Origin of the sequence: Cupriavidus sp. IK-TO18 (assembly GCF_015549295.1) — a bacterium.
GTDB classification, from domain to species: Bacteria; Pseudomonadota; Gammaproteobacteria; order Burkholderiales; family Burkholderiaceae; genus Cupriavidus; species Cupriavidus oxalaticus_A.
The window spans coordinates 82,235-100,992 of record NZ_JADGMP010000007.1; the positions used below are offsets into that span (position 1 = coordinate 82,235).

An 18,758-nucleotide genomic window follows, 5' to 3' on the forward strand; every position below is an offset into this window, starting at 1 on the left:
CATCAGGCCCCGTCCTTGCTGGTGCTCATGGCGGCGGGAGCGGCAGTGAACACCTCGCCTTCGATGGCCGGTTCAGGTTCTTCAAAGGCGAAAGCCTTGCCTTGCAGAACGGCCTTGGCGATGCTCCCGTCCTCTACCGTGGCTGTGCCCGCTTCGTCGCACCAGAAATTCTGCGGCTCGCCGGATACCGTGTCCCAGGCCGTATCGTCTGCCAGGGCAAAGTGCCCTCCACTTGCATAGAAGCGCAGCGCCTCAAGCACGAGTAGTGGGAGTGCCGGCCTAGCTTCCTCCGCCCGGTCGGACGCGGAGGCAACGGCGCCATTCGGTGAGACGAGTGATAGCTCGAAGCAGAGGGCGGCCGGAGTGATCGGTTGCCCGAGCGCCCACAAGAACGCGCAGAAGTTCGCGACGTCGCGTGGGTCGCCCTTGTCGACGTGCTCGCGCAGCATGCGGGACAGATCGGCGGAAGGGCAGGTCTGCCATCCGCCGCGGCCTTTGTCGCGAGCCTTGGCCAGCTTCTTCTTCAGCTCGATGGCGAAGCGGTCGATTGCCGCGTCGTCCGGGTTCTCGGCAGTGAGCTTGTCGAGCCTATCGGAACTCGGCATCGAGTCCGTGTGGGCGTCGAAATATGCCTGCGCCTCTTTGCCATGCGGCTCGTCCTCATCTGGGATGAGACCGGGGCCCCATAGGGAGTTCTCGATCCATTGCATGGCTTGGTCGGCGCCGCCGCCGTGCTGCCATTCGATCCAGGCGGCCTGCATGGCGAGCGTGAGGTTGTGGACGATCTCGGCCATGACGTGGTCGCGAGCTCGGGATTCGATGGGCGTGTTCTGTTCGGTCATTGCTCGTTGTCCTTGCTCTCTTTCAGGGGGCGGCTCATCCAATTCATCTGGAGGATCATCGCGTAGACGCCGAGGGCTGCGAAGACTACGCCGCCGGTGGCCACGATGAGGAGTGCGGTTTGGCAGGTCATGGGGTGGCGCCACGTAACAAGCCCAGGCCGGCCTGCGGAAAGAACGCTGCGGCGCGCGGCACTGCGTCGTCGCGGCCGCTCTTTGCTTGGAGCGGCTGCGCGTCATGCTGCGGCGCGTGCTGCAGCCATTGGAAAGTGGCATCAGCACGGACCAGCTTTCCCTTCTTTTTGGCGTAGCGCAGGCGCGCTAGCTTGTTCTGGCGTTCGCAGTAATCGGGGTCTTTTCGCATGCGGCATGAGTACTCGCGATTGACCTCGTTCTTTGTCTTGCGGTGGGGCAGGGGTGCATCTAGGCCGGGCCCCAGCTTCCAGCGATTGACCCGCGTAGAGTGCGCCGCCACCTTGGCATAGCCGCCGACGTGCACCTCGGTGCCGTGGCGATCGCGCATGCATTCCTGCACGGCGTGCGGCGTGACTTTCAGCGCCTCGGCCAGTTCCCTGGACGTCATCATCTTGCCGCCGGAAAGCAATTGCTTCACGCCTTCCCAGACCGGGGAGAAGCTCTCGCGTCCGCATTCTCGCGGTCCCAGGCCGAGGGCCACGTATCCGTGCTTCAGAATGGCAGCCGCGGTCCGGCCAGGGAATCGCGCGGCCAGCCGCTTAGTTGGCTCCTTGTCCGCCCAGTGCTCGCGCAGCAGAGCATCCTCCTCGGGCGTCCAAACCTTCCAGCTCTTCGTCGTCATGCCGGGGCTCCCGCCAGTACCTTGCGAGATCCATCCGAGCCCATCGGCGACACGATGTGGCTGCCCTCTATTTGCTCGAGCAAGCGCGCTGCGCGGTTGTACCCAATGCGCAGGTGACGCTGAACCAAAGAGATGCTGGCCCGCTTCGCCTTCTGGACCACCACCACGGCTTGGGGATAGAGGGGGTCCACGTCAGCGGCGGCCGGCGATTCAGCATCCTCCGCGGCGGATACCAGGTCGTCTGGCGCCTCGGGTACCTGCTCGCCGCCCAGCGCGTACACGAGACCCGACAGCAGGCGGGCGAGTTCGCCTGCCATCAGCAGGAAGTCGCCGTCAAAAGCCTCATCTGCGGTCTGTTCTGCAGGGCCGGCTGATTCCTTCAGGACATCCAGCGCGGCAACGCGCTTGAGCGTGAGGCCCTCGGTCAGCACGAAGGACACGCGGTCATTCCACGTCATGGCCAGGTGGGTGCAGCGCTTGCCGGCGGCGATGTGTCGGCTCACGTCTTCCGATTCGAGGGTGTGCTGCACATAGCGAACGGTGGCACGGCCTTCACCAGTGGCGCGCAGTTCGGCGTCTTGGTCAATCGTGAAGCCGGCCGGCGCCGAATCCGTGGCAAGCCATTCCGTCATGGCGGCCACTGGGGCATGCTTGACCCGCAGGCTTACCAGTTCCAGCTTGTCGACGGACTTGAACAGGTAGCCGGTGAGGATGTCAGCCTTCGCGCTGCTGGACGCATCGATTGCCAGCCAACCATTGGCGGGGTCGATCCATGCGGAAATCTTGGTCCGGATGCTGAACGCCTTCGGCAGCAGTTCATCCGTTACGGCATCCTTGATCTCGCGCAGTTGCTTGCGGCCGGGTTTGAAGCCTTGCTGCTCTTCGACTTCAGCGGCGCGTGCTTGCGCGGCTTCCTTGACCACCGCGGCGGGCAGCAGCTTCTTCTCGATGCACAAGGTGATGAGGATCTGGCCGTTGACGCTGTGTACCAGGTCGCCGCCGTCGCGCGGGGCGATCCAGCCTTGCGAGGACATTTCCAGATCGGTGCACGGGTTGTAGGCGTGCTTCGCCAACGCCTCGGCCAGTTCTTCAGCGCTCAGGCGGAAGTCGGAAAGACGGTAGAGGGTGAGATTGCGAAACCACATATTCGGTCTCCGTGTCGGTCAGGCGGCCAGCTTGCGCAGCTCGGCCACGTTTTCTTGCACCAGGCTGTCGAACTCGAGGAGATCGGTAACCATGGCTTCGATGTATTCCTCGTCCCGCGAGATGCGCCAGCGAAAGAAGTCCTTGCCGGTGGCTGCCTTCATGGGCGGGCAGTAGATACAGAAGTCCCACCAGGCACGACCGGACAACCACAGGTTTCCCTGCACCTGGTCCGCGTACTTGGCCAGGTCGTGGCCGATGAGCGTCGTGCGCAGTTCGCCCGGCGCGATCAGGCACTTGTATTCGGCGCCGCCGTCGCTGTGGATCCAGCCATCGGCGCTGGCCCCGAAACGGCCGTCATCCGACAGCACCATGCCGACCGGCTGAACGTAGACGCCTATATCGGCTTGGTGCGCGATACGGGCGTCTGGCTCGAGCTCGTGGCCGCGGCGCATGGCCCACGTTTCGAAGGTGTCATCCAGGGCCTCGCCGCTCAGAATCTCGACAGCCAGCCGAAAGGCATAGTCCAGCGAAGCTTCGGTGCGCTGGCCGTTCAGCTTCCGCGACCGGGCAATGCGGAACATGCTAGCGGTGGTCACGCCGACGCGCGCAGCGTGCCACTCGCGCGTGCCTTGGGCGCAGGTGACGATTCTCACGCTGCCTCCTTGGCAATGCGTGCGATGCGGATATAGTCGTTGCAGCATTTCTCGCGGCAGAAAACATGGCCGTCGCACTCAACACTCAGGGAGTCGTACAACTCCCCGCACACATAGCAGCACTCATCGTCGGGCCAGAAGTTGTCAGGGTCCGCCAGATAGGCGCAAGCCTGGGCCGGAGTCATCTTCTTCTTGCTCACGCCGGCTCCTCCGCAGTTGCGCGCAGTTCCTGCGTGCGCTGGGTGTAGTAGTCGTTGTACTTGGCGCGCTCTTCCTTCCGCAGGCTGCTCATGACCTTGCTAAGTTCGCCGATGGTCTTGGCGTCGCGCATGCCGGTGTGCATCTCGGGCTGCACCGGTGTCAGGCCGGCGCCTGCATTCGGGTCGCTGCTATTGTCCAGATCGGATTCACCTGCGACGTTCAGCATGGCGGTCACGATGTAGCGGCGCAGGATCGTGATCGACGCTCCGAAGCTCTTGATGTCGGCATCGCCACGAACGAGGCTCAGCGACGACTCAATGCGAGCGGCAGATTCGTGGGCGATGATCGTGCGGATGTGCGTGCCGCCTTCGGGCTTGTCCGTGACGATCTGTATCAGTGCCAGCGAGTGCTTCGACAGGGCAGGGGTGGTCTTGTCCCGGATCTCATGCATGTCGGCGTATTCGAAGCTATAAGGCGCCTTGCGAGGGTCTTCCGGTATTACGTGGGCAGTACGGTTCTTCGCGATGGGCATGAACTCACCCTGCGCGGTGGCCAGCGCCTCGAACAGTTGCCCCAGGCTTTCCGGTGCCGGGCCGGAGATCAGGTTGATGTCGACGGGCGGCAGGTTTGCCATGTTCTCCGGTGCGTTCATTGCTCGGCTCCGGTACCTGCGGCGATGGCGGCATCGATTTCTTCGATCAGGCCACCGCGCACAGGATCGGTCGATGCCACGACGTGCGGGCGAGCCTCGATCAGCAGGGCCAGCAGTGCCTCGGCCTGCTCGCGCACGCGGCGGGCGGCAGCCTCTGCGGCTTCCTGCTCGCGGCGACGGGCCTCGGCTTCATCGCGCAGGCGCTTCTTCTCGGCGGCGCGGGCTTCTGCCTGCCGGCGTTCTTCGGCCTCGCGCTCAGCGCGCTCCGCAGCTTCCTTGGCTTCCCGCTCTTCGCGCACCTTACGGGCAGCGGCATCCTTCTCTGCCTGCTCGCGGCGGGCCTTGTCGGCGCGGAGTTGAGCCAGTTCCTCTGCGTCGCGCGCGGCTTCCAGCATGGTGTTCAGGTTGCCGAGCGCGGCTTCGATCGCGGCGCCAGCTTCCGACTGGAACTCGGCGAAGTCATCAGCGGCTTCGGCAGCCAGCGAATCGATGCGCTGTTTGATCTGCTTTACGCCCAGGCCGACACAGGTCGACGGGGAAAGCTCGATCGCGTGGATGCGTTCCTTGATGCGGGCCACGCGCTTGCGCTCGGCTTCGGCCTTGGCTTCCTTGGCGCGGCGCGCGGCGGCTTCGGCTTCCTGCTGTGCCTTCATGACGGCCAGTTCCTCGCGCGCCCTGGCGTTTTCCAGATGGCCGAGCAGGGTGACCAGTGCAGCAACGACGGCTTCATTGGCCTGGTCTGCGTATTCCTCCCAGTCGCGCTGGCGGAGGTATTCCGGCGACTCTAGGTCGCGGATCGCTGCCTCAACGTCGGCGGACGGCGCGCTCAGATAGTTGCGCGGCAGCGTGGCGATCGCGTTCAGGCATGCTTGGTGCGCGCTGATCCGCGCGCTCTCGGCGCGGGCTTTGGCGATACGCTCCTCGTCCTTGCGCTTCTGCTCGGCGTCAATCTGATCTTTGACCGGCTGCTCGATCGCCTTCACTGATGTGAGAATCTCGTCGCGCTTGTCGCGTACCCGTTTCTGCGTTTCCAGAATCGGGCGATTCCAGTTCGTGTAGGCCTCATCCGTTGCAGTGCGGGTCGCCACGCAACGCTGCACGAACTCGCGGGCGGTCTTGTTGCCGGCCGGCGTCTTCACGTCGAAGGCCTCGGCACCGGCTTCGCGCAGTTCGGCGAGGCCTGCCTCGATGACGTCATAGAGCGCAACGGCGACTACTGGTTCGGCCAGAGCCGGATCCAGAACTTCGATTTCGGGTGCTCCCATGGATTCCTCTTTGAATGGGCGGGCGGTCAGGCGACCTTGATGTAGGCAAAGGCGCGGGCAACTGCGGGCGGCACGTGCGCGCTGCCGATTGCGACGCGCGGGGAGAGGCCGCGTCGTGCGTTCTCAGCCTTGCGTTGCTGGCGCTGGGCGTGGTTCGATGCAACCATGTGACGCAGCTGTGCTTCCATGCGCTCGATGCGGGAGAGCTTCACGCCGGTGACGACGTGGCGGAGATCGGTGTTCTTGGTAATCATGGTCAGCCTCCGATGTAGAAAGCGATTTCGTGCGCTGCTGCGATTACCGCGAACAGACCCAGCACGTAGTAGGCGATGGCGCGGTTGCGAGCCTGAATCTCGCGGAGGGCTTTGGGGCTCATGTGGTGCTCTCAGTTGCTTTGGTGATGACGGCATCACGCTCGTGAAAACGCGTCGTGCCATCGCTGTCATTGCCGCTTAGGATGTTCCTGGCCGCCCACTCCGACTTCTGCTTGGGCGTCATGATTTGCAGTGCGTTCTGAATGAACCGGTGCGCAAGTTGGAGCTCATGCAACAGTTCCCGGTGCAGGTTCTCGTGTGCGGCCTGACGTGCGACCGCCTGGTCGCGCGTCATACGGTCACCCCAAAAGCGAAGCAACGTTCCTCGCGCTGGAGGTCAGCTGCCTCGCAGGCTTCAGCCGCCTCGTTGTCCAGGTGCGTTTCCAGCGCCAGGCCGGAGACTTCCTCCAGGTCGTGCAGGTGCGTTACATCGATACCGCTGTCGGTGATGCAATCGACCTCGAAGCATTCGTTTTCGCCGGGCTGCTCGAGCGTGGCGTCGTAGCCGCGGCGGTAGGTACCGGAAACCTGCAGCTCGGCGCCGTGATGGAAAACAGTAACGGTGGTCATTCCGGCGCTCCCGTGGTGGCATTTGAAGCGCCGACCCCTGCCGCGAAAGCCTTTTCGGCCCGATCCAAGGTTTCTTCCGACATGAGCACCTGGATATTCAGTCGCCCTTTCTTGAGATGGACAGTGCGGAGCACTCCCGTGCTGCGGTCGACGATCTTGAAGCCGGCGATCAGGAGCGCCTTGACAAGGGAAACCTCGGCGGAAGATAGGTAGGTGTTGATACGGACCGCCTGCCGCTTTCCGAATACCGGGGAGATGTTGTCCCCAAAGATGGTGTGCCCCGCCGCCTTGATCTTGGCGTGCTCGGCTTCTAGTAGCGCGACCGATGCAGCCATCTGCTTGATTTCCTGCTGGCGAGCACGGTGACGTCGATCTTCCGAAGCCATTGCCTGCAGGTGCAGCGGCATGGCCATGATCTCTACGTAGGAGAGTTGTTTTGCCATGGCGCGCCTCACACCCCGTAGTACCGTACTTCAACGATGTGGTCGCCGGTGGTGGCGTCAGTGCGCGGCAAGCCCATCGAAGGGCTGCGCATTGCATCAATAGCGCTGACGATGGCGCGGGCCCGCTGCTCAACGGCTTTCAGGTCCTTGCCGCGGAGGATATGGACGCCGCCCGAGCCTTTGGGTTGGTGGCGCTCTCTGACCGCTGAAACCATGTCGCTCTCCATCTGGTGACGCGCACCGGGTGGTGCGTCGATGGAGGAATATTAGGCAATGCCATATTTAGCGTCAAGAGGCAATGCCATATTTTTATGTGAGGCGTTGCCTAACTTGAGGCGTCCTGCGAGCATGAGCGATCGCGGGGCGTGAATGTTGCGCCCAAACAACCGTTGGTCCCTTTCCTCTTCTTGCGCCAGCACATAAAGGGCGGGGCCATGGCGGCCGGCGAGGCGGTGCAGGCGTAAAAAAAGCCCACCGAATGGTGGGCTGAGAGGAAAGGGCTTACGCGTCAGTTTCGCGAGCTCGAGGCTGGTAGCGCGGCGTCCATGAGCTTGGTCATGGTCCAGGTGCCGGCAAATTGGCCCAGAACTGCGACTTCCTCTGCTCCTCTTTTCGTATGGCCACGGTCGTCAATCACAACGATGATCTCAATCTCCGATGAGATCGGCTTACCCCGAATATCAACCAGCTTGTGTAGCTCCGTTGCGGCAGCGTTGGGGTGGGCTTTGATTACGTCGATGTGGGCGTCGCCTTGTTTCAGGTTGAAGAGGTAGTCTCGTCCTGAGATGCCTCTAAACCGATCCGTGCCAACCACCGCTGGGGTGGTTGGTGCTAGTGCAGTTAGATAGAGCTGCGCCTCTTCGACAAGTTGGCTGGACCGCGATGGTGCTAGGTCGAGGCCGGCATTTTGCTCTTCCCACTCCGCGATTGCCAACAACGAACTGATGTACCGCGCGAATCCCGCGGCGGTGTCGTTTGCATCGCAAAATAGTTCGATTTCGCCCGACGTTGATACTTCAGCGCCATATTTCGAAACCAACCCTTTGATAGCTTGGTAGCCTTTGGCGCTAAACGATCTGATGCCCAGTGCCATGGCGTGAAAGAGGGTCTCCGAGCTGTCGAAGAACCTCACCTTTACGCCGATCACCTCGGAGTAGACCGTGAACGCGTTTCCGTCGGCGAACCGGAACGGTGTATCCAAGGCAAGCACCGATCCGCCAGCGTAGTCAATGGACTCGCAGGAAAAGCCAAGGTTGGCGCACAAATTTTCGCATGTATGTAGCGCGCTCATCGTAAATCGATCCCCGCAGGATCCCCTAAAGCCGTCTGTAAGGTCAGATTGGCTTTTGTGCAGAACATTCCCAAGGCCTCATCGTAGGTCAGATTGAGCCACTCAGGAAAGCCCTTACTTCGATCCTGGCCGATATGCTCGTGCGGTAGATCATGCTCAGTCCGGTTGCGTCGCCCGTTTTGAAGGATTTCGAGTTGGTACGCACGCCGCCGACGCCGCACTTCCGTCTTGTAGATTGTGAAAATGTAGTGGGTGGAAGGCGGCTTCTGCCCGAACTTGATAAGGAGGTCGGCCACCACGCCCTGGATGCGCATTCCCCTGTCGTCCGTAACCCCGAACGCGCAGTTAAACACGGACGGCAAGTCTTTGCTCACGTCCCAGCCATCACCGGGATCTCCATTCTTGATTTGAGCAAGGAGTGCGATCGCTTCATTGGTCGGCAGGTCGTCTATCAATGCCGGTCACCTCAACTTATTGTTCTTTGTCCAGCTATGACGGGGGGAATCCCTCAGCCAACCTCAACTTGCTAATGAGCGGTCGCCAGCTTGTGGCAAATGCCTGTCAGAAATCGCCCATCCCGGAACGGTACTTGACGCGGCCGATGACGCTGATGTGGTCCACCTGGTCCGATTGGACCGTGACGGGCTCATAGCGGCTTTGGTTGTCGCTAATCACCTTCAATCCGCCATCTGGAAGCCGGAACAGCCGCTTCACCAACAGTTCCCCGGCATAGACCAGTGCGAACACTCCGCCGTTTGCAGGGACGCGCGTGTCAGCGCGGTCGACGATCACTGTGTCGTCATCGAATAGCCGCGGCTCCATACTGTCGCCGTGGACCTTGACTGCGACCAGATGCTTCGGCTTGGCATCGAGGCGTCGGATGTAGTCGGCCTGAAACGGCAGCGGCTCCTTCTCCTCAATGTGCCAAGCTTCCTTCCCATTCCCTGCCGACAATTCCACATCGATCCTCGTTACGAGAACCGTCGACTCCTTTGGGAGTTCATCGAGGCTCTCGTAGGTAACAATCGGCCGCACGTAGACACCATGGAGCGCCTTGGCAGCCGTTGACGCGGGATTGTAAGTGGCTGTTACAGACTTCTCGTTAAGTAATGTTTCTATCTGATCTGTATCAGATTTTGGATTGACAGGGGCGAAGTCGAGGCCCCAGTGGTCCGGCCCGACAACGTCAGAAAAGTACGCGACAAGGTCGTTGATGCGCTCTTTTGCGATACGGCCGTACTTCACCCAGTCCTGAACGGATGCCGGCTTGACGCCCATGGCATCCGCAAGCGCCTTCTTTGAGACGCCTTTCCTTTGCCTGGCCTGCTCGATGGCAGCGCCCAATTTTTCACCAGTAAGCATTGCCTAATTTGACTCACTTTGAGCGAGATACGGCAATGCCTTGCATAAATTAGGCAATACCATATAATCTGCCTAATGAGCACAGAAACCACATCCGCAATCCAGCGGGCCAGCGAGATCGCAGGCGGGAAAGCTGCACTCGCTCGTCAGGTCGGCGTCAAGCCTCCCACTGTACAGCAATGGGCTAGCGGCACGCGCCCGGTTGCGATTGAGCGCTGCGTTGCGATCGAGATGGCAACCAAGGGTGCGGTCACGCGAAAAGATCTGCGTCCGAATGACTGGCATCTGATCTGGCCCGAACTCGCTTCCGATGCTGACGCAATCAGAGCGACCGACGACACCCAGCCGCCGGTCGGCACGTCGAGCAGGAAGCGGAAGGGCACGAAGTAAGCGCGGTTCGATGTTCATAGAGGCGTCCGAAGTGACGCCTTTATTTGACGCCAATCGGTACGTGGAACGCCACGGAGAACAAGTGGAACTTGTGTGGGGGAGCGAACGATGCAACGAGAAATGCCGTTTTTCGAAGTTGTCGGAGAGCCGGAGATGGTTGCTGAACTTCTGATCGCACGTCTGCGCCACGAGGCGGATGCAACCGTCCTCTGCTGGGCGAAACGTCGCGTTCGCTATTCGATCTCGGACGCCGCGGCGATCCTGGGCATGCCCAAGTCTCACCTCTCCAACATCCTGAGCGGGAAGAAGTACTTGCCGTTCGACTTCCGCATCCGCTTCCAGGCTCTCTGCGGCAACTGGGCCATTCGCCAGTACGAAGACAGCGTCTGCGGTTTCGTATCCATGCGTGAGACGGCCGAGCAGCGCCGCATCCGCGAGCTGGAATCGCAAATTGAGGCGCTGAAAGCTGCCTGACCGTAGCGCGCCGATAGAGGCGCCGCGTACCACTTTCATTTACCGGAAAGCCGGGGAGAAACATGGATCAGATTTACAGCACCCGCTCGGGCCACCGTGTCTCGGGCACGCAGTTCGACTCGTACCACTCCTTGACGGTCAAGGATCTTTGCGCGAGCCAGCAGATGGTCGTCAATGCCTTCGAGGGTGAGGGCGTGAAGCTGACACGAGAGGAGATCTCGCGTCGCACGAACATGAAGCTGTCTAGTGTCTGTGGCCGCGTGCGCGAGCTGCTCGACGCCAATCGCCTGGTCGTCTGCGGTAGCGTCAAGGATCTCTTCACGGGCAAGCCGCAGGAACTGCTGAAGCTGGCTGCCGAACCCTCGAACACTGCCGCGGCCACTGCCGCAGCGCTGTAACGAGGGGCAGCCGCATGAGCCTTGTCCATGTCGTCTCCATGTCCGGAGGAAAGGACAGCACGGCGACAGCCATTCTCGCACTCGAACAGCACGGCAAGGACGCCTGCCGCTTTGTGTTCGCTGACACTGGGAACGAGCACGAGGTGACCTACGAGTACTTGCACTACCTAGAAAGCGCCCTTGGTATCGCAATCGACTGGGTCCGCCGCGATTTCTCGGATATTTGGTGGCCGCGCCGCGATTACGTGCGTGACGTGTGGCCGACCAAGGGCGTGCCGGACGAGGTCATAGTTCGTGCTCTGGAGGTATTTGAGCGCGGCCCGACGGGAATCCCCTTCCTCGACCTCTGCATCATCAAAGCCAGATTCCCGAGCCGTATGGCGCAGTTCTGCACTCATGAACTGAAGGTGGCGCCGATCACCGAGTACCAGATGAGCGTGATCGATTACGGGAACATTGTTTGGTCGTGGCAAGGCGTCCGGATCGAGGAAAGCGAGGCGCGGCGCACCAAGTTCCAAGGTTCGGGTGCGTGCGTTGTCGCTTTCGATGAGGTAGGCGGAGGCCTATATAACTACCGTCCCATTCTTCGCTGGGGGTGGCAGGACGTGTTCGAGGCGCATCGCCTCTACAACGTCAAGCCCAACCCTCTCTACTTGCAAGGTCGCGATCGCGTTGGATGCCTTTGCATAAATTCCGGGAAACAGGAAATCGGTGCCTGGGCGAAACGCGACCGGCATCACATCGAGCGCATTGCGGAATGGGAGGACATCGTCTCAGCAGTGAGCAAGCGCGCCAACGCGACTTTCTTTCCAGCACCCGGCGACAACGACACTGCACGCGAGCGGGGCGGCATTTGGCAGAAAGTTGAATGGGCCAAAACCACTCGCGGCGGACGCCAATTCAGCCTTCTCGATCAACTGGAGGAGCCGACGGCATGTTCTTCGGCGTATGGACTATGCGAGTGACAAACAACGTTGAATCCAAGCGCCAGGGCGTTGCAGCATGATCTTCGGCCACATCTTCGTCTTCATGGGCTGCGTCGCCTGGATGGACTTCATGACGGGCGCCTGGCTGTCCGTGCCGCGCGAGCGCAGGTCAAAGGAGGCCGCGTGATTCCCCTCCGCTTTGGATCCGTGTGTTCCGGTATCGAGGCCGCGAGCGTGGCATGGCACCCGCTGGGCTGGCGCGCTGCGTGGCTCGCCGAGATCGAGCTGTTCCCGTCCACCGTGCTGGCGCACCACTACCCGACCGTACCGAACCTCGGCGATATGACCAAGCTGGCGCGCATGGTGCTGGCCGGCGAGATCGAGGCACCCGACGTCCTAGTAGGCGGCACGCCGTGCCAGGCCTACAGCGTCGCCGGCATGCGCGCAGGCCTCAACGATGAGCGCGGCCAACTGACCCTACGCTATATGGAGCTTGCAGATGCAATCGACTTTGTTCGACAACGAGACGGAAAGCCCCCCGTCGTCATCGTCTGGGAAAACGTCCCGGGCGTCCTCAGCGACAAGACCAATGCGTTCGGGTGCTTTCTGGCTGGCCTTGCCGGGGAGGATGTCGAGCTTCAGCCAGCAGGGAAGCGCTGGACGAACGCTGGTTGTGTGTTTGGACCCCAGCGAGCAGTCGCATGGCGGACCCTGGGCGCCCAATACTTCGGACTGGCCCAACGCCGCCGCCGTGTGTTCGTTGTCGCAAGTGCTCGAGACGGATTCGATCCCACCCAGGTACTTTTTGAGTGGGACGGCGTGCGCCGGGATTCTGCGCCGTGCCGAGAGTCGCGGAAAAACGTTGCCCCAACCCTTAGCGCACGCACTAAAGGCGGTGGCGGACTCGGCACCGACTTCGATCTAGACGGAGGGCTTGTCGCGGGCACGCTTCAGGCATCCGGAAAAGCCGCAGGCAGCGCAACGCAGCAGGACGCCGAAGCCGGGCTGCTGATCACTCAGTGCGTGACCGGCGACGTCACCCATGCACTCAAGGCTGAGGGTGCCGACGCGAGCGAGGACGGGACGGGCAGGGGTAATCCCATTGTGCCGGTGGCAATCCAAGCCGGCGCGCTGCGAACCAACCCGGCCAGCGGCCCGGATGGCGTCGGTGTTCAGGAGAGCATTGCATACACGCTGGAGGCGCGTGCCGAAGTTCAGGCCGTCGCCTTCTCATGCAAGGATTATGGCAACGACGCCCAGTACGGTGTCGCTCCTACCATGCGCGCCATGGGGCACAGCGGATCGCATGCCAATGCTGGAGGTCAGCTGGCCGTCGCCTTCGACACCACCCAGATTACCAGCGCAGCCAATCGCAGTAACCCGCAGGCGGGCGATCCTTGCCATCCGCTTGCGGCGGGCGCGCACCCCCCCGCGCTTGCCTACACGACCAAGCTGCATAACACGAAAAGCAACAATGCTGGGAAGCTCTTTGAAGAGCGCACGCCATGCCTGGATGCGAACAGTCCAGCGCCTGCGCTGCTTACCGCCCTTCAGGTGCGCCGCCTGACGCCGCGCGAGTGCGAGCGCCTGCAGGGCTTCCCGGACGATTACACCCTGGTGCCGGTGCGCAACAAGCCCGCAGCCGACGGGCCGCGCTACAAGGCGTTGGGCAACAGTATGGCTGTGCCGGTCATGGCTTGGATTGGTCTGCGCATTAGTTTCGCCATACGGAGCTCCGCATGCTGACACGCAGCAAAAATCCGATGAGGCGAGGCGGATCGTTGCAGCGCCGCACCACGCTGCGCTCCACCACCTGGTCGAGGCAGACCGCCGGCTTGGTTCCCAGCCCCTTCAAGAAGAAGGGGAAGAAGCGCCGGCCGATGGCTGAACGCCGGTTTGCGTTGGCCTGCCGAGGTGAGCCCTGCTACCTGCTGATCCCCGGCGCGCCGTCGCACGACAAGGATACGGTCGTGGATTGCCACTCGAACCAACAGGCCCACGGCAAGGGCATGGGCATCAAGGCGGACGACGAGAAGACCGTCCCGGGCTGCGGCTGGTGCCACCACGCCATCGACCAGGGCAACTGGCTGACGAAGGAACAGCGCCGCGACTACTGGGACGACGCATACGCTCGCTGGGTGCCCGCGCGGACCGCCAAGCTCGCGCGGGAGGGGGAGTCTTGAGCAAGAAGAAAGAGAAGGCGGATGTCTGGATGCCGCTCTACATCGGCGACTACCTCGCAGACACCACCCGTCTGACCACCGAGCAGCATGGTGCCTATCTCCTGTTGCTCATGGACTACTGGCGCAATGGGCCCCCGCCCAACAATGACGCGACACTGGCGCAGATCACGCGTCTGACGCCCGCGGCTTGGAAGAAATCCCGGCCGGCTCTGCTGCGATTCTTCAAGGAAGTGGACGGCGCGCTGCACCAGAAGCGCATCGATCAGGAGCTACAAGCATGCCAGACGCGCAAGGATGCAGCTGTCAATAAGGCATCCATAGCAGCGAAGGCAAGGTGGGAAAAGGAGTCCTTGGCTGCTGCTTCAGGCAGTGCTCCAAGCATGCTCCAAGCACAACCCGGAGCAGTGCAAGGGGCTGTGCCTGAGCAGTGCCCTTCATCTTCACCATCACCTCCTACTTCAGAGGTTGGTGGTGATGTGAACCTCAGCAGTAACGCGGGCGAAGCAGCTCACGCCACATCACACCTGCTGAACGCAACGACGGGCGAAGAGAACCCACGGCACGTGCAACTGGCCATCCTGCTGCGCAAGACCTATGGCATGGCGGTGACCAGCAATCACGCCGACGTGACAGAAATGGTCCGCCTAGCCGTGTCGGACGCAGAGATCGCCGAGGCCGTCGAGGTGTTCTCGATGAAGAAGCCGGGCGACAAGCCGAATGCAGGCTACGTGCTGGGGATTATCCGCTCGGCGCGCGAGCAGGCGGCCAAAGCCGCCGCGGCTGCTGCTGGCAAGCTGACCGAGGCGGGCGCCCCCACGCCGGTGTCGGTCGAATGGTGGACGGGCACCGAAGGAATCAAGGCCAAGGGCAAGGAGATGGGCACCGTCTGGAAAGAGTCTGAGGGCGAACTATTCATGTCGTTCAAAGCCCGCGTATTCAAGCGCGCCGGCGAAGGCCCGTGGCGTCAGCAGTTACTGCGCGAGTACGAGCGTGACGAGGCCATGCACGCCCGCCTGATGGCGTTCTTCTACCCAGCCGAGGACGAAGTATGACGACCACCTGCATTACCTGCGAGCACTTCACCCTGAAGCCTCGCAGCGGAGAGGGACAGGCGCACCTGCGAGCCAGCGACATCGCGCATGCTCGCGTGGGGATGGGGCGGTGCTTGCTGGAGACGCTGGCGCTGCGCTGGATGAGCGGAGAGACGCCGGCCTGCGACAAGCACAAGGCCGTAGCGGAAGAGCAGGCGGCCCAGCGCCGCGAGTGGATCAAGGGGAGAGGGGTATGAGGCCGATCCCTACTGCCTTGACCCGCACATCAGAAGTTCAGGGTTCCGAGCGCAATGAGATCAAGGTGTGGATTGACGCGCCGCATCTTGTAGGCCGCCTCACGGATTCGCTCCTCATTTACAGCAAAGACCGCCAGATCATCCCCTGTGCGGGTCGAATCGAGTACAGCCAAAGCGGTTCGGGAGATTCTGCCAGGGATCCGCTTGTCGCCATCAATGATGGTGAACGACAAAAAATCACCGAGGGTTACCGCCTTCGGTTCGATGATTTGAAAGCTGCTTTCCATAGCGTCTCCTTCTGCAATTTCCCGATCCTAGCATGGGTGGCGGCATGAGCAAGATCCTCCGATGGACCCCCGAGCAGCTGGCCGCTCACCAGGAGCGCCAGCCCCGGCCGGAACCGGCAAAGGCTGCCGCGCGGAAGGTTGATCCGATGGCGCGATTCCACGCGCTGGGCCGCATGCCCAAGGATGTCATGAACAAGACCGAGCGCGCCTACTCGGCTCTGCTCGAGGAAGAGAAGCGCCAGGGTCTGGTCATCGACTGGAAGTTTCACCCGATGCGCGTCCGGCTGGCTGACAACACCTTCTATGAGGTGGATTTTCTGGTTCTGCACGACGACATGCGGCTGGCTATCCACGAAACGAAGGGCGGCTTCGTGACGTCGCACGGGCAAATGAAGATCAAGTTGTGCGCGGAGGTGCTGCCGTACTTCCGCATGGTGAAGGCAACAAAGCTGTCCGCCAAGCAGGGCGGGGGCTGGAAAAGGGAAGAATTCTGATGGCCACGACCAAGAAGAAGCGCAACAAGGCCTACCGGCCGCGCCCAACGCTGCTCGACCAGCTGCACGCAACGCAGCGCCTGTACGTGGAAGGCCTGCCAGTGCACGAGGAAGAGGCGGACCGCTTCCGGCTCGCCGTGCTCACATCACTGGATAGCGTCACGCGAGGCACCGGCGCAGCGCGCGAGTGGAACACGATCGTCAGCGCACTGCGGCACGCCCACACGCTGGCGCATGAAGGAACGGGCGAGGAAATCATGCCGGCACTGATCGCCGCCAATGACGGGATGATCCGGGCCAGCGAACGCTTCGAGCGCACCGGCCGAATGGGTTTCGACGGTGATGCACTGCGCGACATCCGCCTAGCGCTGGATCTCTGGTTCGAGCAAATCCAGCTTTGCAAGATCGGCGAGGTCGACGCGGCTACGCGCGCCGTGGTGGCGGAATACGACGGACACGCGCGGCTGCCGGTGCCCGACCTGGCTGAAGTGCGGCAGGTCGCCTGACCACGGGTTCGGCGCCAGCCCGGCGCCTCAATAGGAGAAATGAGATGAAACGCCTCTTCGTAATGTTGTTCGCCTCGGTGGCAGTCGCTTGCAGCGACCAATCAGCACCGCCTCCCCCGCCACAAACCGCGCAGACGGCGCCGGCCGTTGCTGCCGCGCCTGGCCAGCCGGTCATCGTGAACAACCAGCCCGCAGCCGACAGCGGCATGAAGGACATGCTGCTTGGTGGCGCGCTCGGCTACATGCTTGGCTCGTCCGGCAATCGCAACGCCGCGCCAGGGCCTGCCGCCGCCCCGTCGACCTACATCATCGAGCGCCGGTACTACGTGCGAGAGCGAGCAGCGCCCACGCCGGCACCAGCTGCCCAGCCTGCCGCGCCGGCCCCTGCGCCTGTGGCTGCCGCCGAGCCGCCCAAGACCGTACAGGTCACACCGCCTGCCGCAAAGCCATTCGCCTACGGCTCGCCGCCCGCGCCAACGCCGAAGGTGACCTATGGGACCGGATTCAGCCAGGTCAAGGCAGCGCCAGCACCGGTGCCGCGCCCGTCGACGCCGACCTATACATCCCGGTCTGGTAGTTACAGCCCGCGGCGCTGAAGGATTCACCGTGCGCATCAAGTTCCGCGGGTTCAACCCGCTCTGCTGGGGCTTCGGGTACTGGCGTGCGCCTCGCGGTCGCGCAGTACTCGAACTCGGTCCGATCGATGTCTACCTGCAGCAGAGATGAAAACAGACCGAAACCGCGCCATCCACCACATGCTGGTCATTGATGGCAAATCCTTGGCGGTCGCGGCCGCCGCTTACGGAATCAGCCGGATGCGCTGCCAGCAGATAGCGTGCGCCGTGGCGAAGACGTGCACGCTGACCGAGGCCCGTGCCAAACAGGGAGGAGACAAGAATGCCTGACATTGCAGAAAAGTTCTGGATAGTCTGGTCGCCCACCGGGATGGCCCCGCCCAAGTACCGCCACTCGGGCTATGGGTCCGCCGTGACGGAGGCGGAACGCCTGGCGCGCGAGCATCCGGGGCAGGAGTTCATCGTTCTGGGCGCCGAGACCGCGCGCAAGGTCGACAACATGACGCGCACCGATTTCGCCGTCGGCATGCCGTTCTGACATGGCAGAGGTCTACCGGGAGTTCACCCTGCGGGGCCGTTCCGACTGGCAGGAGGTGGTGGCCATGGTCAAGGCCGCTGCCCCGACCATGGCCAGCGACGGCCGGCCGCTGCGCGTGATCCTGGTGAACGACGGCGCAGACCGCACCGAAGAGCAGGTCAAGTTCTATTGGAAGGCGGTGATCGAGCCGATCGCCGAGCAGGTGGTGGTCGCTGGTTGCCGCTTCACCAAGGCGACGTGGCACAAGGCCATGAAGGAGATGTTCCTGCCGCCGAAGGAGCTTCGCCTGCAGGACGGCCGAATAGTGCTGGTTGAGCCATCGGTCGCCCGCGGTGAGATCACCGTCGGCGCCATGGCTGAGTACATAAGGCAGGTCGAGGCGCACGCTGCCTCCACCTACGGGGTTGTCTTTGACTGACGGGGACATGATGGATCGAACCAAGGCAAATGGAGTGCTGGAGGATGTGAGCGCCGAGATCGGCTACACGGCCACCTCGCTGCTGGTGGCCTGGTTCGGTGGGGCCAACCTGTATATCCCCGCCACGGCGGACAAGAGTCACCCGGTCGCCCGGCTGATCGGGCATGCCGCCTTTCGGCGCCTGGTTGCCGCCTATGGTAGCGAGACGCTGTGGATTCCCTGCGGACATCTGGAAGCGATGGACCGGCGAGACCGCCAGATCGCTGAGCGCTTGGCACGCGGCGCCGGCACGCGGGAGATTGCTGCCGAGTTCGGTATCACCGAGCGCAGGGTGCAGCAACTGCGCGCTCACGTCGAGAGAAAGGGGCTAATACCTTTGATCCTGCGAGCCCGTGCACGCAGGCAGCGGCAAAGGACTCAAGCCCAGCGCCTCGACCCCGCTAACCACCCTATGCAACTGGCTCTCCCCCTTTCATAAGGTCATCGCCGATTTGCGGGGAGGGTATAGGCTGGGGGCCTCGTTCGGTCAGAAGCAGCCCTTTACGCACACTTCCCCTATATGTAACATGTAACATTGCTCTTCCAGCCTCTAACGAAAATGTCGGAAGCGCCCGTGCCGCGCGGTTTTCTTATGTCTCCTGGTCGAATGCCGGAGCGCTTCACATGTTTAACATGTAGAGCTGCGGTGCGCTGATTTGAATTTAAATTAAGTAGCCAAGAGAAAAATC

At 62.2% G+C, this 18,758-nt stretch carries 32 protein-coding genes and 1 pseudogene; 15 read left to right on the forward strand and 18 right to left on the reverse strand.

Annotated elements, in window-relative coordinates; genetic code table 11:
- Positions 1-2: 2 nt before the first annotated feature.
- From IPF36_RS34535 to IPF36_RS05650, 17 genes and pseudogenes are all read right to left on the reverse strand, one after another.
- Positions 3-842 (reverse strand): hypothetical protein, encoded by an 840-nt coding sequence (locus tag IPF36_RS34535; RefSeq protein ID WP_255519691.1) that lies wholly within the window; start codon positions 840-842, stop codon positions 3-5.
- Entirely contained in the window at positions 839-973 is a 135-nt protein-coding gene (locus IPF36_RS34540) for a hypothetical protein (RefSeq protein WP_255519692.1), read from the reverse strand. Before IPF36_RS34540 ends, IPF36_RS34535 begins: the two co-directional genes overlap by 4 nt.
- Complete coding sequence (locus IPF36_RS05585; protein WP_195427511.1) at positions 970-1,656, reverse strand: hypothetical protein; 687 nt, start codon at positions 1,654-1,656, stop codon at positions 970-972. Before IPF36_RS05585 ends, IPF36_RS34540 begins: the two co-directional genes overlap by 4 nt.
- Positions 1,653-1,937, reverse strand: coding sequence for a DNA translocase FtsK (locus tag IPF36_RS34545; protein WP_368671123.1), 285 nt, complete (start codon positions 1,935-1,937; stop codon positions 1,653-1,655). Before IPF36_RS34545 ends, IPF36_RS05585 begins: the two co-directional genes overlap by 4 nt.
- Positions 1,914-2,801, reverse strand: a pseudogene (locus IPF36_RS05590) (recombination-associated protein RdgC); the annotation flags it as partial. The gene IPF36_RS34545 and the pseudogene IPF36_RS05590, both read right to left, overlap by 24 nt.
- Before the next feature lie 18 nt (positions 2,802-2,819).
- Complete coding sequence (locus IPF36_RS05595) at positions 2,820-3,455, reverse strand: YqaJ viral recombinase family protein (protein ID WP_195427513.1); 636 nt, start codon at positions 3,453-3,455, stop codon at positions 2,820-2,822.
- A complete protein-coding gene (locus IPF36_RS05600) occupies positions 3,452-3,655 on the reverse strand; it encodes a hypothetical protein (RefSeq protein ID WP_195427514.1) in 204 nt (67 codons plus the stop codon). Before IPF36_RS05600 ends, IPF36_RS05595 begins: the two co-directional genes overlap by 4 nt.
- On the reverse strand, positions 3,652-4,308 hold the full coding sequence (locus IPF36_RS05605; protein ID WP_195427515.1) for an ERF family protein: 657 nt from the start codon (positions 4,306-4,308) through the stop codon (positions 3,652-3,654). Before IPF36_RS05605 ends, IPF36_RS05600 begins: the two co-directional genes overlap by 4 nt.
- Positions 4,305-5,447 (reverse strand): hypothetical protein, encoded by a 1,143-nt coding sequence (locus tag IPF36_RS05610; RefSeq protein ID WP_195427516.1) that lies wholly within the window; start codon positions 5,445-5,447, stop codon positions 4,305-4,307. Before IPF36_RS05610 ends, IPF36_RS05605 begins: the two co-directional genes overlap by 4 nt.
- A gap of 152 nt (positions 5,448-5,599) precedes the next feature.
- Positions 5,600-5,827: a hypothetical protein gene (locus IPF36_RS05615; RefSeq protein WP_195427712.1), complete on the reverse strand. Its 228-nt coding sequence runs from the start codon at positions 5,825-5,827 to the stop codon at positions 5,600-5,602.
- A 118-nt stretch (positions 5,828-5,945) separates the two neighbouring features.
- Positions 5,946-6,182 (reverse strand): hypothetical protein, encoded by a 237-nt coding sequence (locus IPF36_RS05620; RefSeq protein WP_195427517.1) that lies wholly within the window; start codon positions 6,180-6,182, stop codon positions 5,946-5,948.
- Positions 6,179-6,457, reverse strand: coding sequence for a hypothetical protein (locus tag IPF36_RS05625; protein ID WP_195427518.1), 279 nt, complete (start codon positions 6,455-6,457; stop codon positions 6,179-6,181). Before IPF36_RS05625 ends, IPF36_RS05620 begins: the two co-directional genes overlap by 4 nt.
- Complete coding sequence (locus IPF36_RS05630; RefSeq protein ID WP_195427519.1) at positions 6,454-6,900, reverse strand: hypothetical protein; 447 nt, start codon at positions 6,898-6,900, stop codon at positions 6,454-6,456. Before IPF36_RS05630 ends, IPF36_RS05625 begins: the two co-directional genes overlap by 4 nt.
- Before the next feature lie 8 nt (positions 6,901-6,908).
- Positions 6,909-7,115, reverse strand: coding sequence for a hypothetical protein (locus tag IPF36_RS05635; RefSeq protein WP_195427520.1), 207 nt, complete (start codon positions 7,113-7,115; stop codon positions 6,909-6,911).
- A 293-nt stretch (positions 7,116-7,408) separates the two neighbouring features.
- A complete protein-coding gene (locus tag IPF36_RS05640; protein ID WP_195427521.1) occupies positions 7,409-8,191 on the reverse strand; it encodes a DUF1828 domain-containing protein in 783 nt (260 codons plus the stop codon).
- Entirely contained in the window at positions 8,188-8,646 is a 459-nt protein-coding gene (locus IPF36_RS05645; RefSeq protein ID WP_195427522.1) for a hypothetical protein, read from the reverse strand. Before IPF36_RS05645 ends, IPF36_RS05640 begins: the two co-directional genes overlap by 4 nt.
- A gap of 106 nt (positions 8,647-8,752) precedes the next feature.
- Complete coding sequence (locus tag IPF36_RS05650; protein WP_195427523.1) at positions 8,753-9,553, reverse strand: S24 family peptidase; 801 nt, start codon at positions 9,551-9,553, stop codon at positions 8,753-8,755.
- A gap of 75 nt (positions 9,554-9,628) precedes the next feature.
- On the opposite strand from IPF36_RS05650, the gene IPF36_RS05655 reads away from it, so the two are divergent.
- The 8 genes from IPF36_RS05655 (at position 9,629) to IPF36_RS05690 (ending at position 15,212) form a co-directional block, all read left to right on the forward strand.
- On the forward strand, positions 9,629-9,943 hold the full coding sequence (locus IPF36_RS05655) for a helix-turn-helix domain-containing protein (RefSeq protein WP_195427524.1): 315 nt from the start codon (positions 9,629-9,631) through the stop codon (positions 9,941-9,943).
- A gap of 108 nt (positions 9,944-10,051) precedes the next feature.
- A complete protein-coding gene (locus IPF36_RS05660) occupies positions 10,052-10,417 on the forward strand; it encodes a hypothetical protein (RefSeq protein ID WP_195427525.1) in 366 nt (121 codons plus the stop codon).
- Between the two features lie 62 nt (positions 10,418-10,479).
- Positions 10,480-10,815, forward strand: a complete 336-nt coding sequence (locus IPF36_RS05665; RefSeq protein WP_195427526.1) for a hypothetical protein — start codon at positions 10,480-10,482, stop codon at positions 10,813-10,815.
- 14 nt (positions 10,816-10,829) lie between these two features.
- A complete protein-coding gene (locus IPF36_RS05670; protein WP_195427527.1) occupies positions 10,830-11,780 on the forward strand; it encodes a phosphoadenosine phosphosulfate reductase family protein in 951 nt (316 codons plus the stop codon).
- A 144-nt stretch (positions 11,781-11,924) separates the two neighbouring features.
- Positions 11,925-13,487: a DNA cytosine methyltransferase gene (locus IPF36_RS05675; protein WP_368671118.1), complete on the forward strand. Its 1,563-nt coding sequence runs from the start codon at positions 11,925-11,927 to the stop codon at positions 13,485-13,487.
- Complete coding sequence (locus IPF36_RS05680) at positions 13,481-13,924, forward strand: nuclease domain-containing protein (protein WP_255519693.1); 444 nt, start codon at positions 13,481-13,483, stop codon at positions 13,922-13,924. The genes IPF36_RS05675 and IPF36_RS05680 overlap by 7 nt, the downstream gene beginning before the upstream one ends.
- The gene (locus IPF36_RS05685; RefSeq protein WP_195427528.1) at positions 13,921-14,976 is read left to right on the forward strand and encodes a DUF1376 domain-containing protein; all 1,056 of its coding nucleotides are present in this window, start codon (positions 13,921-13,923) and stop codon (positions 14,974-14,976) included. The genes IPF36_RS05680 and IPF36_RS05685 overlap by 4 nt, the downstream gene beginning before the upstream one ends.
- On the forward strand, positions 14,973-15,212 hold the full coding sequence (locus IPF36_RS05690; RefSeq protein ID WP_195427529.1) for a hypothetical protein: 240 nt from the start codon (positions 14,973-14,975) through the stop codon (positions 15,210-15,212). The genes IPF36_RS05685 and IPF36_RS05690 overlap by 4 nt, the downstream gene beginning before the upstream one ends.
- Before the next feature lie 29 nt (positions 15,213-15,241).
- On the opposite strand, the gene IPF36_RS05695 is transcribed toward IPF36_RS05690, so the two are convergent.
- Entirely contained in the window at positions 15,242-15,499 is a 258-nt protein-coding gene (locus IPF36_RS05695) for a hypothetical protein (protein WP_195427530.1), read from the reverse strand.
- 44 nt (positions 15,500-15,543) lie between these two features.
- On the opposite strand from IPF36_RS05695, the gene IPF36_RS05700 reads away from it, so the two are divergent.
- From IPF36_RS05700 to IPF36_RS05730, 7 genes are all read left to right on the forward strand, one after another.
- The gene (locus IPF36_RS05700; RefSeq protein WP_195427531.1) at positions 15,544-15,993 is read left to right on the forward strand and encodes a hypothetical protein; all 450 of its coding nucleotides are present in this window, start codon (positions 15,544-15,546) and stop codon (positions 15,991-15,993) included.
- Positions 15,993-16,499: a hypothetical protein gene (locus tag IPF36_RS05705; RefSeq protein ID WP_195427532.1), complete on the forward strand. Its 507-nt coding sequence runs from the start codon at positions 15,993-15,995 to the stop codon at positions 16,497-16,499. The genes IPF36_RS05700 and IPF36_RS05705 overlap by 1 nt, the downstream gene beginning before the upstream one ends.
- A gap of 44 nt (positions 16,500-16,543) precedes the next feature.
- On the forward strand, positions 16,544-17,095 hold the full coding sequence (locus IPF36_RS05710; RefSeq protein ID WP_195427533.1) for a hypothetical protein: 552 nt from the start codon (positions 16,544-16,546) through the stop codon (positions 17,093-17,095).
- Positions 17,096-17,221: 126 nt separating this feature from the next.
- Positions 17,222-17,404 carry a hypothetical protein gene (locus IPF36_RS05715; protein ID WP_195427534.1) on the forward strand — a complete coding sequence of 61 codons (183 nt, stop codon included), beginning with the start codon at positions 17,222-17,224 and terminating at the stop codon, positions 17,402-17,404.
- Positions 17,397-17,612 carry a hypothetical protein gene (locus IPF36_RS05720; RefSeq protein WP_195427535.1) on the forward strand — a complete coding sequence of 72 codons (216 nt, stop codon included), beginning with the start codon at positions 17,397-17,399 and terminating at the stop codon, positions 17,610-17,612. Before IPF36_RS05715 ends, IPF36_RS05720 begins: the two co-directional genes overlap by 8 nt.
- Before the next feature lies 1 nt (position 17,613).
- Positions 17,614-18,030 carry a recombinase gene (locus IPF36_RS05725; protein WP_195427536.1) on the forward strand — a complete coding sequence of 139 codons (417 nt, stop codon included), beginning with the start codon at positions 17,614-17,616 and terminating at the stop codon, positions 18,028-18,030.
- A gap of 7 nt (positions 18,031-18,037) precedes the next feature.
- Positions 18,038-18,508: a helix-turn-helix domain-containing protein gene (locus tag IPF36_RS05730; protein WP_195427537.1), complete on the forward strand. Its 471-nt coding sequence runs from the start codon at positions 18,038-18,040 to the stop codon at positions 18,506-18,508.
- The last annotated feature ends 250 nt before the right edge of the window (positions 18,509-18,758 follow it).